This window comes from Pseudonocardia parietis, from assembly GCF_017876315.1.
Classification (GTDB): Bacteria; Actinomycetota; Actinomycetes; order Mycobacteriales; family Pseudonocardiaceae; genus Pseudonocardia; species Pseudonocardia parietis.
The window spans coordinates 4079869-4094266 of sequence record NZ_JAGINU010000001.1; the positions used below are offsets into that span (position 1 = coordinate 4079869).

Below are 14398 nucleotides of genomic sequence, written 5' to 3' on the forward strand. Positions count from 1 at the left end.
ATCCGGCACCGGCGATGGGGCCGACCGGGCCGCATCCGGGACACATCCGGGTGACATCCGGATCCGGACCCGCCGCGTCAGGACCCGTCGGTCACCGCGGTCACCCACACGACTGCCTCACCGGCCTCGTCCGAGGCACTCAGGTCGACCTCGGCGGTGATCGCCCAGTCCCGGTCACCGGCCGGGTCGTCGAGCACCTGGCGCACCAGCCAGCGGTCCGCCTCCTCGGTGAGGTCGAACAGCTCGGGACCGCGGGCGTCCGGGCCGAAGCCGATCCGGTCGTGGATCTCGTAGTACGGCTCCAGCGCGTCGCGCCAGCGCTGGGCCGTCCAGCCGGCGTCGGCGTCGAGCTCGCCCAGCTCCGCGAAGCGGCCCAGCGCGGCCAGCTCGACCCGGCGGAACAGCGCGTTGCGGACCAGCACCCGGAACGCGCGGGCGTTGCCGGTGACGCCGGTGGCCGCGACCGCGACGACGGCGCCGGGCGGGGTCACCTCACCGGACTCGTCGGCCCCGGCGGCGAGCTTCTCCCACTCGTCCAGCAGCGACGAGTCGGTCTGGCGGACCAGCTCGCCGAGCCACTCGATGAGGTCGGTCAGCTCCTCGGTGCGGGCGTGCTCGGGGACGGTCTGGCGCAGCGCCCGGTAGGCGTCGGCCAGGTAGCGCAGGACCAGGCCCTCGGAGCGGGCCAGCTGGTAGTGCGAGACGTACTCGGTGAACGTCATCGCCCGCTCGCTCATGTCCCGCACCACCGACTTGGGGGAGAGCACCGCGTCGGCGACCCACGGCGCGCCCCGGCGGTAGGTCTCCAGGGCGGCGTGCAGCATCTCGTCGAGGGGCTTCGGGTACGTCACCTCATCGAGCCGGGCCATCCGCTCCTCGTACTCGATGCCGTCGGCCTTCATGGCGGCGACGGCCTCGCCGCGGGCCTTGTTCTGCTGGGCGGCCAGCACCTGGCGCGGGTCGTCCAGGGTCGACTCGACCACCGAGAGCATGTCGAGGGCGTAGTCCGGTGACTCCTTGTCGAGCAGCTCGAAGGTCGCGAGCGCGAACGGCGACAGCGGCTGGTTCAGCGCGAAGTCCAGCTGCAGCTCGTCCACGATCCGCACCCGCGGCCGCTCGGCGCCCTCGACCGGGTACTCCTCGACGATCCCGGCCGTGCGCAGTGCCCGGTAGATCGCGATCGCCCGCAGGATGTGCTTGACCTGCCGCTTGCGGGGCTCGTGGTTGTCGGTGAGCAGGTGGCGCATCGCGGCGTAGGTGTCCCCGCCACGGCCGATCACGTTCAGCAGCATCGCGTGGGTGACCTCGAGGTGGCTGGTCAGCGGCTCGGGCCGGGCCTGCTGCAGCTTCTCGAAGGAGGTCTCGGACCAGCCGACGAAGCCCTCGGGAGCCTGCTTGCGCTGCACCTTGCGCCGCTTCTTGGGGTCGTCGCCGGCCTTCGCGAGTGCCTTCGCGTTCTCGATGTCGTGCTCGGGCGCCTGCGCGACGACGGTGCCGACGGTGTCGTACCCCGCGCGGCCGGCGCGCCCGGCGATCTGGTGGAACTCGCGGGCCTTGAGCGGGCGCACGCGACGGCCGTCGTACTTGGACAGGGCGGTGAACAGTACCGTGCGGATCGGCACGTTGATCCCGACGCCGAGGGTGTCCGTCCCGCAGATGACCTTGAGCAGCCCGGCCTGGGCGAGCGTCTCCACCAGGCGCCGGTACCGCGGGAGCATCCCGGCGTGGTGCACGCCGATGCCGTGGCGGACCAGCCGGGACAGGGTCCGGCCGAACCCGGAGCTGAAGCGGAACGCGCCGATGGTCTCGGCGATGGCCGCCTTGTCCTGTTTCGAGGTGACGTTGACGCTCATCAGCGCCTGTGCCCGTTCGACGGCGGCCTGCTGCGTGAAGTGGACGACGTAGACCGGCGCCTCCCTCGTCGCCAGCAGCTCGGTGATCGTCTCGTGCAGCGGCTCGACGACGTAGCGGAAGTGCAGCGGGACCGGCCGCTCCACGGACGTGATCTCGGCGGTCTCCCGGCCGGTGCGCCGGGTGAGGTCCTCGGCGAAGAACGACGTGTCGCCCAGGGTGGCGCTCATCAGCAGGTACTGGGCCTGCGGCAGCTCGATCAGCGGCACCTGCCAGGCCCCGCCCCGGGACGGGTCGGCGTAGAAGTGGAACTCGTCCATGACCACGGAGCCGACGTCGGCGCCGGAACCGGTGCGCAGGGCCAGGTTGGCGAGGATCTCCGCGGTGCAGCAGATGATCGGCGCGTGCTCGTTCACCGCGGCGTCGCCGGTGAGCATGCCGACCTTGTCCGCACCGAAGACCTCGCACAGGGCGAAGAACTTCTCGCTGACCAGCGCCTTGATCGGCGCCGTGTAGAAGGTGCGCTCGCCGCGGGCCAGGGCCGCGGCGTGCGCGCCGATCGCGACCAGGGACTTCCCGGAGCCGGTCGGCGTCGACAGGATGACGTTGGCGCCGGTCACCAGCTCCAGCACCGCCTCCTCCTGCGCCGGGTACAGCGACAGCCCGCGCTCCTCGAACGCCCAGTCGGCGAAGGTGTCCACCAACTCGGCGGGATCGGTCTCGTCGGGCGCGGTGCGGGGGAGCCGGTCGGTGAGCGTCATGATGCCGCAGATTGTGCCTGGCGGTCCCCGCGCGCGGAGCAGGGCCGGGATCCCCTCTCTCACGCACGGCTACGGTGTCACCCGTGGTGAGGGGTGCGGTGTCCGGCGGGGCGGGCGCCACGCTGCCCGATCTCGTGCCGCCGATGCTGCCCGCGACCGGTGAGCTGTCCGACGCGACCGACCCGGGCCGCTGGGCCGTCGAGTTCGGCTGGGAGGGCCATCGCTGCGTGGCCTACGTCCGTCCCGGGCGGGTCCGGCTGCTGTCGTCGACCGCACGCAGCGTGACCGGATCGTTCCCCGAGCTGGCGGTGCTGGCCGACCGGTCCCCGGCGGGCGGGATGGTGCTGGACGGCACCGTCGTCGCGCTGGACGAGGCGGGCCGCCCGTCCCGCGGCCCGCTGCTGCGGCGCACCGCGACCCTCGCCCCGGACGACGCGCTGCGCACCGAGGTCCCGGTCGGCTACGTGGTCACCGACCTGCTCTGGTGTGACGGGCGGCGGATCCTGGAACTGCCCTACCGGCGTCGCCGTGCCGCGCTGGAGGAGCTCGACCTGGCCGGACCCAAGATCCTGGTGCCGCCGTCGTTCGGGCTGGACGAGGCCGAGCTGGTCGCCCGCACCGCGGAGCGCTACGGCCTGGACGGGCTGCACCTCAAGCGCCTCGACGTGCCGTACCAGCCGGGGCGGCGCTCCCGGCACTGGCTGCGGGTCCCGCTGCGCCGCCGCCGCCAGGTGCTGGTCGCCGGCTGGGTGCCGGCCGGAGCCGGGGCCGGGGCAGCCGCCGAGCCCGGCCCGCAGCGGCGCGAGCGGATCGCCGCGGTACTGCTGGCGCTGCCCGGTCCGGACGGCCCGCACTACGTCGGCCGCGTCGGTGTCGGCGCCGCGGACGCCGACACCCGCACCGTCCTGCGCGCCCCGGCCTCGGGCGAGCCACCGCTCGACGTACCGGACGGGATCGCGGAGAACGCCCGGTGGCTGGCGCCCGGCCTGGTCGCGGCCGTCGAGCACCGCGGGCGGACGGCCGCGGGCCGGCTCGCACTGCCGTCCTGGCGGGGGCTCGTGCCTGCCGGGGAGCAGGACGAGGACCTGCTCGCCGAGGCGACCGCGAGCCGCCCGCCCCGGCGCCCCACCGGACGGCGTGGTGCCCCGGGCACCGGCGGACCCGGCGCCGACCGCCCGGCGGCGGGCCCGAGCGCGACCACGGCCACGGCCCCGAGCGCGACCACGGCCTCGGCCTCGGCGCCGGAGCAGTCGCCGGTGGAGCAGCCCGGCCCGTGGCACGGCCCGCTGTCGCGGCGCCTCGAGCAGCATTTCGTCTACAACACCCTCAACACGATCGCCGCGCTGGTCCGGACCGACCCGCCGCGCGCCCGGGAGCTGCTGCTCGGCTTCGCCGATCTCTCCCGGGCCGCCGACCGCGCCGAGGAGCCCGCGATCCGGCTCGACGAGGAGCTCGCTGCCGTCCGGGCGTACCTGCAGATCGAGTGGACCCGGTTCGGGGCCCGGCTGCACGCCGAGGTCGACGACCCGGGCACGGCCGGTGCCGACCCGGCCGCGGCCGTCCCGCCGCTGGCGGTGCTGGCCGCCGTCCGGCGCGGGGTGCAGGAGCAGATCGAGCCGGCCGCCGGCGGCGGTGCGCTGCACGTGCGGCTGACCGCTGCGACCTGCCGGGTCGAGGTCCGGCCCGTGCAGCCGGGCGGCGATCCCGCCGCTGCCGCCGGCGCCCCGCTCGTCCTGCTCAGTCTGCCGCTGGACGTGCCGGGCGGGTGACGGCCCCGACGCCCGGCCGGCGGGACGCTCCCCGGGAGGGCGGACCTTCATCGATCCGGATACCGTGCCCGCCATGCTGGGGCTGCCCGACGGCACACGCGCGTGCCTGTTCGACCTGGACGGTGTACTCACCGACACCGCGAGCGTGCACGCCGCGGCGTGGAAACAGATGTTCGACGAGTACCTGCGCTCGCGCGACGACCGTGACGGCAAGGGTTTTACCCCGTTCGACGCCGGAGCGGACTACGGGCCCTACGTCGACGGCAAGCCGCGGCTGGAGGGCACCCGCAGCTTCCTGGCGTCCCGCGGGATCGAGCTGCCCGAGGGCACCCCGCAGGACTCCCCGGACACCGAGACCCTGTGGGGCCTGTCGACCCGCAAGAACGACCTGGTACAGGTCAAGATCACCGAGGGCGTGGACGTCTACCCGGGGTCACTGCGCTACCTCGAGGCCGTGACGGCCGCCGGGCTGCGCACCGCCGTCGTGTCGTCGTCGGCGAACGCCGAGCAGATCCTGCGCGTCACCGGGATCGAGCGGTTCATCGACCACCGGGTGGACGGGGTCACCGCCCGCGAGCGCGGATTGCCCGGCAAGCCCGCACCCGATACGTTCCTCGCCGCCGCGGCCGACCTGGAGGTCGAGCGGACCTCCGCCGTGGTGTTCGAGGATGCGCTGGCCGGTGTGCAGGCCGGCCGCGCCGGAGGCTTCGGCGCCGTGATCGGCGTCGACCGCCTCGACCAGGCCGCCGCGCTGCGTGAGCACGGCGCGGATGTCGTCGTCACCGATCTCGCCGACCTGCTGGAGCGTTCGTGAAGCCCGACCACCTGCCCACCTTCACCGTCGAGCCGTGGGTGGTCCGCGAGCCGCGCCTGGACATGGACGCGATGGGACAGAGCGAGTCGGTGTTCGCCCTGTCCAACGGGCACATCGGCCTGCGCGGGAACCTCGACGAGGGGGAGCCGCACGTCCTGCCCGGCACCTACCTGAACTCGTTCTACGAGGTGCGCCCGCTGCCCTATGCCGAGGCCGGCTACGGCTACCCGGAGTCCGGGCAGACGGTCGTGAACGTCACCAACGGCAAGCTGATCCGGCTGCTGGTCGACGACGAGCCGTTCGACCTGCGCTACGGCACGCTGCGCCGCCACGAGCGGGTGCTGGACATGCAGGCGGGCACCCTGTCCCGTGATGTCGAGTGGGAGTCCCCGGCCGGCCGGGGGGTGAAGGTCCGCTCGACCCGGCTCGTGTCGCTGACCCAGCGGGCGATCGCGGCCATCTGCTACGAGGTCGAGGTCATGGAGACCGGCGAGGGCGACGACAGCGCCGGCAAGAGCGAGGACGCCCTGCTGGTCCTGCAGTCCGAGCTGGTCGCCAACGAGCAGCTCCCGGGCCGCGGTGCCGACGACCCGCGCCTGGAGGCCGCGCTGGACAACGTGCTCGAGCCCGAGCAGTCCCGCGCCGGCGACGCCGGGGCCACCCTCGTGCACCGCACCCGCGGGTCCCAGCTGCGCTGCGGCGCGGCGATGGAACACGAGGTCAGCGGGCCGGAAGGGATCCAGATCTCGACCGACGCCAACGAGGACCTGGCTCGCACCACGATCATCGCCCGGGTCCGGCCCGGTGAGACGCTGCGGGTGGTCAAGTACCTGTCCTACGGCTGGTCGTCGCGGCGCAGCCTGCCCGCGGTCTACGACCAGGTCCGCGCCGCCATCGCCGCCGCCCGCTACACCGGCTGGGACGGCCTGGTCGCCGAGCAGCGCGAGTACCTCGACGACTTCTGGGCCACCGCCGACGTCGAGATCGACGGCGACGCCGAGCTGCAGCAGGCGATCCGGCTGGCGACCTTCCACATCCTGCAGGCCGGTGCGCGCGCCGAGCGCCGCTGCATCCCGGCCAAGGGGCTGACCGGCGACGGGTACGACGGCCACACCTTCTGGGACACCGAGACGTTCTGCCTGCAGGTGCTCTCGTTCGTGGCCCCGGACGCGGCCGCGGACGCGTTGCGCTGGCGGCGCTCGATCCTGCCCCAGGCGTTCGAGCGGGCCGAGACGCTCGGGCTGAAGGGCGCGGCGTTCCCGTGGCGGACGATCCGCGGCCACGAGTGCTCGGGCTACTGGCCGGCCGGGACCGCGGCGTTCCACATCAACGCCGACATCGCCGACGCGGTGCGCCGGCACGTCGCCGCCACCGGGGACACCACCTTCGAGCTCGAGGTCGGCCTGGAGCTGCTGGTCTCCACCGCGCGGCTGTGGCGGTCGCTGGGCCATCACGACTCGGCGGGCAACTTCCGGATCGACGGCGTGACCGGCCCGGACGAGTACTCCGCGATCGCGGACAACAACGTCTACACCAACCTGATGGCGCGTCAGAACCTGCGCTATGCGGCCGAGGTCGCGGCGAAGCACCCGCGCGCGGCGTCCCGCCTCGGCGTCGACTCGGAGGAGATCGCCTCCTGGCGCGACGCGGCCACGGCCATGCTGATCCCGTTCGACGAGCGGCTGCGCGTGCACCCGCAGTCCGAGGGGTTCACCGACCACCAGCTGTGGAACTTCGAGGACACCCCCGCCGAGCGCTACCCGCTGCTGCTCAACTACCCCTACTTCGACCTGTACCGCAAGCAGGTCATCAAGCAGGCCGACCTCGTCCTGGCGATGCAGATCTTCCCGGACGAGTTCACCGACGAGCAGAAGCGCCGCAACTTCGCCTACTACGAGGCGATCACCGTGCGGGACTCGTCGCTGTCGGCGTGCACCCAGTCGGTGATGGCCGCCCGCACCGGGCACCTGGAGCTCGCCCACCAGTACCTCGCCGAGGCCGCACTGGTGGATCTGCACGACCTGGCGGGCAACACAGACCACGGCATGCACATCGCCTCGATGGCCGGCACCTGGACCGCGGTCGTGCTGGGCTTCGGCGGGATGCGGTGCGAGGCCGACGGGCTCTCGTTCGCGCCGGTGCTCCCGCCGTCGCTGTCGCGGATCTCGTTCGGGCTGAAGTGGCAGGGGCGGCGGCTCCGCGTGTCGATGACGCCGGACGAGGTCGAGTACCACCTGCTCGACGGTGCCCCGATGCGGCTGCGTCACCACGACGAGCCCATCGCCCTGGACGTGGAGGCACCGGTGACCGCGCCGACGCCGCCCTCGGTCTGGGTGGAGCCGGTGGAGCAGCCCTACGGCCGGACCCCGCGCCAGCGGGCCTGACCCCCGCGCCGGCGGGCCTGACCCCGCCGGTGAGCCGGACACCGCGCACGCCGGCCGGGTGGGTGCCCGGCCGGTGTCCGGCGGCGGCTCGCGGACCGCTGGTACTTTGGTAGGTCGCGCCGCTCGACAGCATCTCGACAGCAGCCAGACAGCACGAGGTGCCGCCGGGCGGATGCGATCGTGTTCGTCTCCTCGGTGGAGGAAGCCCGCGCCGTGCCCGAACCCATTCCTGACTCCGAGGACCCGGTGGATCCTGAGCTCGTCCACGAACAGTCCTATGTGGCCATGCTGTACGTGCAGCTCGAGGACCGCCGCCGCGACACCGTGCGGCGCCTCACCGACACGCTCCGCGAGGAGACCGTCGGCACCCCGCAGGCGCTGACCCAGCGCGACGCCGCGGCGGCGCTGCTGGCGGACAAGCTGGCCGCGTTGCGGGCCGCCGAGCACGGCCTCGCGTTCGGCCGCCTCGACACCGACTCCGGGGAGACCCGCTACGTCGGCCGGATCGGGCTGCTCGACGAGCAGAACGAGTACGAGCCGCTGCTGATGGACTGGCGCGCGCCCGCGGCGCGGCCGTTCTACACGGCGACGGCGGCGAACCCGGAGGGCATGCGCCGCCGCAGGCACCTGCGGACCCGGCTGCGCGAGGTCGTCGCGATCGACGACGAGCCGCTCAACCTCGCCGAGATGGACGAGGACGAGAAGGCCCGCGCCGGTTCCGGCCTGACCAGCGAGGCCGCACTGCTGGCCGCGGTGTCCGAGGCCCGGACCGGGCGGATGGGCGACATCGTCGCCACCATCCAGGGCGAGCAGGACCGCATCATCCGGTCCAAGCCGTCCGGGGTGCTGGTCGTGCAGGGCGGGCCCGGTACCGGCAAGACGGCCGTCGCGCTGCACCGGGCCGCCTACCTGCTCTACACCCACCGTGACCGCCTCGCCCGGCGCGGCGTGCTCGTCGTCGGGCCGAACCCGACGTTCCTGCGCTACATCGGGCAGGTGCTGCCGTCGCTGGGGGAGACCTCGGTGGTGCTCGGCACGGTCGCCCAGCTCTATCCGGGCCTGGACGCGCGCCGCGACGAGGACCCGGCCACGGCGGAGCTGAAGGGCCGGGCGGATATGGCCCCGGTGATCGCCGCCGCCGTGCGGGACCGCCAGCAGGTGCCGCGCACGCCGGTCGAGCTCGTCGTCGAGCAGCAACGGGTGGTGCTCGACCGCGACACGGTCGCCCAGGCCCGTACCCGGGCGCGACGCTCCCGCAAGCCGCACAACGAGGGCAGGCGGATCTTCCGCAAGGAGCTGCTCCGGCTGCTGGCCCAGCAGGTCGCCCGCAGCGTCGGCGCCGATCTGCTGGACCGCCGCGACGTCGAGGACATCCGCGACGAGCTGGCCGAGTCGCCGGACATCCGGCGCGAGCTGGACCTGCTGTGGCCCGTGCTGTCCCCGGAGCAGCTGCTCAGCGACCTGTTCGCGGACCGCAAGCGGCTGAACTCGGTGGCCCGGCGGATCCCGGCGCCGGAGCGGGTGCTGCTGGAGCGGGAGACTCCCGGCGACGACGTGCCGTACGACCAGCGCTGGTCGACCGCCGACGTCGCGCTGCTCGACGAGGCCGCCGAGCTCCTCGGCGACGACGGTTCGGCGCAGGCCGCGGCCGAGGCGGCGGCGCTGCGCGAGGAGGTCGAGTACGCCCAGGGCGTGCTGGACGTGCTGGACCTGGAGGAGGACCTCGACCCGGAGCTGCTGCGCGCCACCGACATCATCGACGCCGACCGGCTCGCCGAGCGCATGCAGGTGTCGCGCTACGACTCCACCGCCGAGCGGGCCGCCGCGGACCGCGAGTGGACCTACGGGCACGTGATCATCGACGAGGCGCAGGAGCTGTCCGCGATGGCCTGGCGCATGGTGATGCGCCGCGCGCCCGCCCGGTCGATGACGCTGGTCGGGGACATCGCGCAGACCGGTGACCGGGGCGGCGCGGGATCGTGGGACGAGGTGCTGTCGCCGTTCGTGAAGCGGCGCTGGCGCCTCGAGCAGCTGACGGTGAACTACCGCACGCCCTCGGAGATCGCCGACGTCGCCGACGACGTGCTGGCCGAGATCGACGCCTCGCTGGAGCCGCCGTCGTCGGTGCGCTCGACCGGGGTGCCGCCGTGGGCGGCGGCGCTGCCCGAGGACCCGGGCGAGCGGGACCGGATGCTCGCCGGGCGGGTCGCCGCCGAGCGCGACGCCGTCGGGGACGGCCGCACGGTCGTGCTGGTGCCGACGGCACGGGTGGGCGCCGTGCGGGACGCGCTGGTCACGGCCGGGGTGATCGCGGCCGGCTCCGACCCGGAGGACCTGGACACCGCGGTGGTGGTGCTGCCGGTGGCCGGGGCGAAGGGGCTGGAGTTCGACGCCGTGCTGGTCGTCGAGCCGCAGGAGATCCTCGACGAGTCGCCCCGGGGGTACAACGACCTCTACGTGGCGATCACTCGCGCCACCCGGCGCCTCGGCGTGCTGCACTCCGGGGAGCTGCCACCGGTGCTCAAGCGGATCCCGCGCGAGCAGTAGCGCGCTCACCGCGTGACGGGAGTGCCCCCACGTGCCCGGTACAGGTCGCGCAGCAGCGCGATCTCGGCGCCGTGGTGGAGCACCTCGCGGTGGATGTGCAGCACGAGCGTCGAGAGCGGCTCGTCGGCGTACGGGCCCTCGGCCGGCCCGCAGGGGCGGGCGAGCCCGTCCGTGCCGAGCGCGGCGACGCCGGCCACCCAGCGGCGGTACCCGTCGTCGAGCTGGGCCAGGGCCTCGTCCGCGGTGCCGGCGTAGGCGTGCGAGGTGAAGTCGATCGCCGGCCCGCCGAAGTGGCTGTGCACCCGCATCCCGAACACGCCGACGATCACGTGCGCCAGCCGCCAGGCGATCGTCGTGACCGGGGGCGGGTCCGGCTGGGGGAAGGCGAAGTCGCACACCCACTCCCCGGAGCCCGCGCCGGGCGGGGTGGCGGACGCGCCGCGGCGGCGCACGCTCCACGCCCCGCCGGCCGGTTCCCAGAGGTACTCGTCATCGGTGAGGCCGGCGAACCGCGGTCGCAGGGCGGTCTCCCAGTGGAACGTGAGCTGCTCGCGCAACGCCGCGTTCCAGTCGATGTGCGTGGCAGGGGTCGTCATGGGCGCCACGGTAGGACCCGACCCGGACGACGACGGTCCGCAACCACTCCGGCGAGGGTGAGCTCAGCCGGCGCGCCGCACCTGCCCACCGGCGCGACCGGCGGCCGCGTCGACCAGCGCCCGGGCGAGCCGCAGATCGCTCGCCACCCGCTCGGGGTGCCACTGCACGCCCACGGCCCAGCCGGGGCCCTCGGTCTCGACGGCCTCGATCATGTCCCCGCACCGCGCGGCGACGCGCAGCCCGGACCCGAGCCGGGCGACGGCCTGGTGGTGGTGGCAGCGGACCCGCACCGGGCCGGTCCCGAGCGCGGCCTCGATCTGTGACCCCGGCTCCGGTTCGACGTCGACCGGCAGGAAGTCCGCGGGCCCGGCCGCGTGCACCGCGGCGACCTCGGCGCCCAGATCGTCGGGCAGGTGCTGGTACACCGTCCCGCCCGCCGCGACGTTCAGCAGCTGGTGCCCGCGGCAGATCCCGAGCACCGGCACCTCGCGGTCGAGGGCCCGGCGCAGCACGGCCAGGTCGGAGGCGTCGCGCTCGACCCGCGGCGGGTCGGTGTGCGGCCCGGGGGCGGCGCCGTAGTTCGACGGGCCGATGTCCGGGCCACCCGCGACGATCAGCCCGTCGAGCGAGTCCACCGCGTCCGCGGAGCCCTCGACCGGCGGGAGCAGCACCGGAACGCCCCCGGCGGCGACGACCCAGTCGACGTAGTTGCGCGGCAGCAGGACGACGTCCTCGTCCTCCATGATCCAGTAGCTGGCCGACTCGGCGTAGCTGCTGATCCCGATCAGCGGTCTCACGTGTCTCCTCCGTGCACGACCTCGAGTACCTGGTCCCCGTAGCGGGTCAGCTTGCCCTCACCGATCCCGGAGATCGTCCCGAGGGCGGCCCGGTCGGCGGGGGAGCGCGACGCGATCTCCCGCAGCGTCGCGTCGTGGAAGATCACGTAGGCGGGTACGCCCTGCTCCTTCGCCGCCGTGGCGCGCCACGCACGCAACCGCTCGAACACCGGCGCGGCCGCCGCCGACAGCTCCACCGCCGTCTTGGCGCCCGACCCGCCCCTGGACCGGCTCCGGGCCGCACGCGCCGTGCGTTCCGGCTCGGTCCGCAAGGTCAGCGGTTGCTCGCCACGCATGACCGCCGGGGAGGCGTCGGTGAACTCCAGCGACGAGTACGCCCCGCTGACCGCCAGCAGCCTGCGTGCCACCAGCTGACGGATCACGCCGCGCCACTGCGGTTCCGACAGGTCCGAGCCGATCCCGAAGACGGACAGCTCGTCGTGCGAGAACTGCTCGACCTTCGGCGTCCGCTTCCCGAGCAGGATGTCGATCAGGTGCACGGCGCCGAAGCTCTGCCGGCGCTCGTTCTTCAGCCGCCACACCGCGGACAGCACCTTCTGGGCGGCGACCGTCCCGTCCCACGACGACGCCGGCGTCAGGCAGGTGTCACAGTTCCCGCACCGCTCGGTGCCGAGATCCTGCCCGAAGTAGCGCAGCAGCTGCGCCCGGCGGCACTCGGTCGTCTCGCACAGGGCCAGCATCGCGTCCAGGTGCGCCGCCAGCCTGCGCTTGTGCGCGGCGTCGCCCTCGGAGTCGTCGATCATCTTCCGCTGCTGGACGACGTCGGGCAGCCCGTAGGCCAGCCACGCCGTCGACGGCTCACCGTCCCGGCCCGCGCGGCCGGTCTCCTGGTAGTAGCCCTCGATCGACTTCGGCAGGTCCAGGTGTGCGACGAACCGGACGTCCGGCTTGTCGATGCCCATCCCGAACGCAATCGTCGCGACCATCACCAGGCCGTCCTCGCGCAGGAACCGGGCCTGGTTCTCGCGGCGGACCGCGGCGTCGAGCCGCGCGTGGTAGGGCAGCGCGCGGACCCCCTGGGCGGACAGGAACTCCGCGGTCTGCTCGACGGACTTGCGGGACAGGCAGTAGACGATGCCCGCGTCGCCGGGGTGCTCGGTGCGCAGGAACTCCAGCAGCCGCTTGCGCTCCTCGCCCTTGGGCACGATCCGGTACTGGATGTTCGGCCGGTCGAAGCTCGCGACGAAGTGCCGGGCCCCGGTCAGCTCGAGGCGCTGGGCGATCTCGGTGCGCGTGGCGTCGGTGGCGGTCGCGGTGAGCGCGACCCGCGGCACGTCCGGCCAGCGCTTGGGCAGCTCGGAGAGCAACAGGTAGTCCGGGCGGAAGTCGTGCCCCCACTGGGCGACGCAGTGCGCCTCGTCGATCGCGAACAACGCGACCCGGCCCCGCTCCAGCAACCGGACACACGACTCGACCCGCAGCCGTTCCGGGGCCAGGTAGAGCAGGTCGAGCTCGCCGGCCAGGAACTCCTGCTCGGTGAGCCGGCGCTCGTCGGCGTCCTGGGTCGAGTTGAGGAAGCCGGCCCGCACGCCGAGCGCTCGCAGGGCGTCCACCTGGTCCTGCATCAGCGCGATCAGCGGCGAGATCACGACGCCGGTGCCGGAACGGGCGAGTGCGGGAACCTGGTAGCACAGCGACTTGCCGCCGCCGGTGGGCATCAGGACCAGCGCGTCGCCCCCGCCGGTGACGTGCTCGACGATCGCCTGCTGGTCGCCCCGGAAGGCGTCGTAGCCGAAGACCCGGCGCAGCACCTCGTGCGGGTCCGACGAGGCCACCGCGGCCGGCGCCGGCGCGAGATCCCCGACCGGGTGCTCCTCGGGGGGCGGCTCCCAGCCGTGGTCGTCATCGGGCTCGGGCGGGAGCGGGATCTCGTCCGGGGCGTCGACCACGGGTCCGATCGTACGAGCCGTGGTCAGCGGGCCTCGTCCGGCTCCGCGGATCCGGCACCGTCCGGCGCGGCAGGCGCCGCAGGGTCGTCCGGCAGGACGATGCGGTACCCCTGGTCGCGCAGCCACGGCAGGAGCTCGCGCAGCGCCCCGACGGTCTCCGCGCGGGGCCCGCCGCCGTCGTGCAGCAGGATCACACCGCCGTCGTGCAGGTCCCGCTGCACGGTCGCGACGATCGTCGCGGCCGGCACGCCGGTCCAGTCGCGGGTGTCGACCGACCAGCCCAGGGGAGTCATCCCGCTCGTCGCGGCCGCCTCGGCCAGAGCCGGTGACCAGGCGCCCTGCGGGGCGCGGAACAGGGACACGGGCACACCGGGGCCGCCCGCCGCGGTGATCAGCTCGGCCCGGGAGATCCCCATCGCCCGCGCGATGTCCGCCGGGGGCGCGCTCGCCAGGGCCGGGTCGTGGTCCGAGGTGTGGTCGCAGAGCCGGTGGCCCTGCGCGACGATCCGCCGGACCAGCCGCCAGTGCTCCATCGCGCGCTGGGTGACGGTGCAGAACGTGGCGGGCGCGTCGTACTGCGCGAGCAGGTCGAGCACCTGCGGGGTGATCACCGGGTCCGGGCCGTCGTCGAAGGTCAGGGCGACCGTGCGGCCACCGGCGGCCGTCGCCGTCCGCACCGCCGGACCCACCGGTGCCGGAGCGGCCTGCAGCGCACCCTGCTCGACGGCGTCCGGGGCCGGTCCGCCGGCGACCCGGGCGAGCCCGGTACCGGTGAGCACGAGGATCCCGGCGACGACGACGAGCAGGACCACCCAGCGCTGCAGGTAGGGCGGCCGGAGTAGTTGAGAGAGGATCACCCGCTGTCGCGCATCGAGCATCGATGTACCTCGATCGGGTGAGACGGCAGTGGATCGCACGGTACGAGACGG

At 73.9% G+C, this 14398-nt stretch carries 9 protein-coding genes; 4 read left to right on the top strand and 5 right to left on the bottom strand.

The window, feature by feature from the left end; translation table 11 throughout:
• Positions 1-77 precede the first annotated feature (77 nt).
• Positions 78-2612, bottom strand: coding sequence for a DEAD/DEAH box helicase (locus JOF36_RS19285; protein WP_210028615.1), 2535 nt, complete (start codon positions 2610-2612; stop codon positions 78-80).
• 83 nt (positions 2613-2695) lie between these two features.
• Between JOF36_RS19285 and JOF36_RS19290 the strand changes: the two genes are divergently transcribed.
• From JOF36_RS19290 to JOF36_RS19305, 4 genes are all read left to right on the top strand, one after another.
• Entirely contained in the window at positions 2696-4381 is a 1686-nt protein-coding gene (locus JOF36_RS19290; protein ID WP_210028616.1) for an ATP-dependent DNA ligase, read from the top strand.
• 73 nt (positions 4382-4454) lie between these two features.
• Complete coding sequence (locus JOF36_RS19295; protein WP_210028618.1) at positions 4455-5195, top strand: beta-phosphoglucomutase family hydrolase; 741 nt, start codon at positions 4455-4457, stop codon at positions 5193-5195.
• A 62-nt stretch (positions 5196-5257) separates the two neighbouring features.
• Positions 5258-7579 carry a glycoside hydrolase family 65 protein gene (locus JOF36_RS19300; protein WP_245352203.1) on the top strand — a complete coding sequence of 774 codons (2322 nt, stop codon included), beginning with the start codon at positions 5258-5260 and terminating at the stop codon, positions 7577-7579.
• 180 nt (positions 7580-7759) lie between these two features.
• A complete protein-coding gene (locus JOF36_RS19305) occupies positions 7760-10126 on the top strand; it encodes a HelD family protein (protein WP_307862466.1) in 2367 nt (788 codons plus the stop codon).
• 5 nt (positions 10127-10131) lie between these two features.
• Here the strand turns inward: JOF36_RS19305 and JOF36_RS19310 are convergent, their stop codons facing one another.
• The 4 genes from JOF36_RS19310 to JOF36_RS19325 form a co-directional block, all read right to left on the bottom strand.
• Positions 10132-10722: a DinB family protein gene (locus JOF36_RS19310; RefSeq protein WP_210028632.1), complete on the bottom strand. Its 591-nt coding sequence runs from the start codon at positions 10720-10722 to the stop codon at positions 10132-10134.
• A gap of 63 nt (positions 10723-10785) precedes the next feature.
• Positions 10786-11520: a gamma-glutamyl-gamma-aminobutyrate hydrolase family protein gene (locus JOF36_RS19315; protein ID WP_210028635.1), complete on the bottom strand. Its 735-nt coding sequence runs from the start codon at positions 11518-11520 to the stop codon at positions 10786-10788.
• Entirely contained in the window at positions 11517-13355 is a 1839-nt protein-coding gene (recQ, locus tag JOF36_RS19320) for a DNA helicase RecQ (RefSeq protein ID WP_210035926.1), read from the bottom strand. The genes JOF36_RS19315 and recQ overlap by 4 nt, the downstream gene beginning before the upstream one ends.
• Before the next feature lie 137 nt (positions 13356-13492).
• Positions 13493-14347, bottom strand: coding sequence for a polysaccharide deacetylase family protein (locus JOF36_RS19325; protein ID WP_245350904.1), 855 nt, complete (start codon positions 14345-14347; stop codon positions 13493-13495).
• Between the last annotated feature and the right edge of the window lie 51 nt (positions 14348-14398).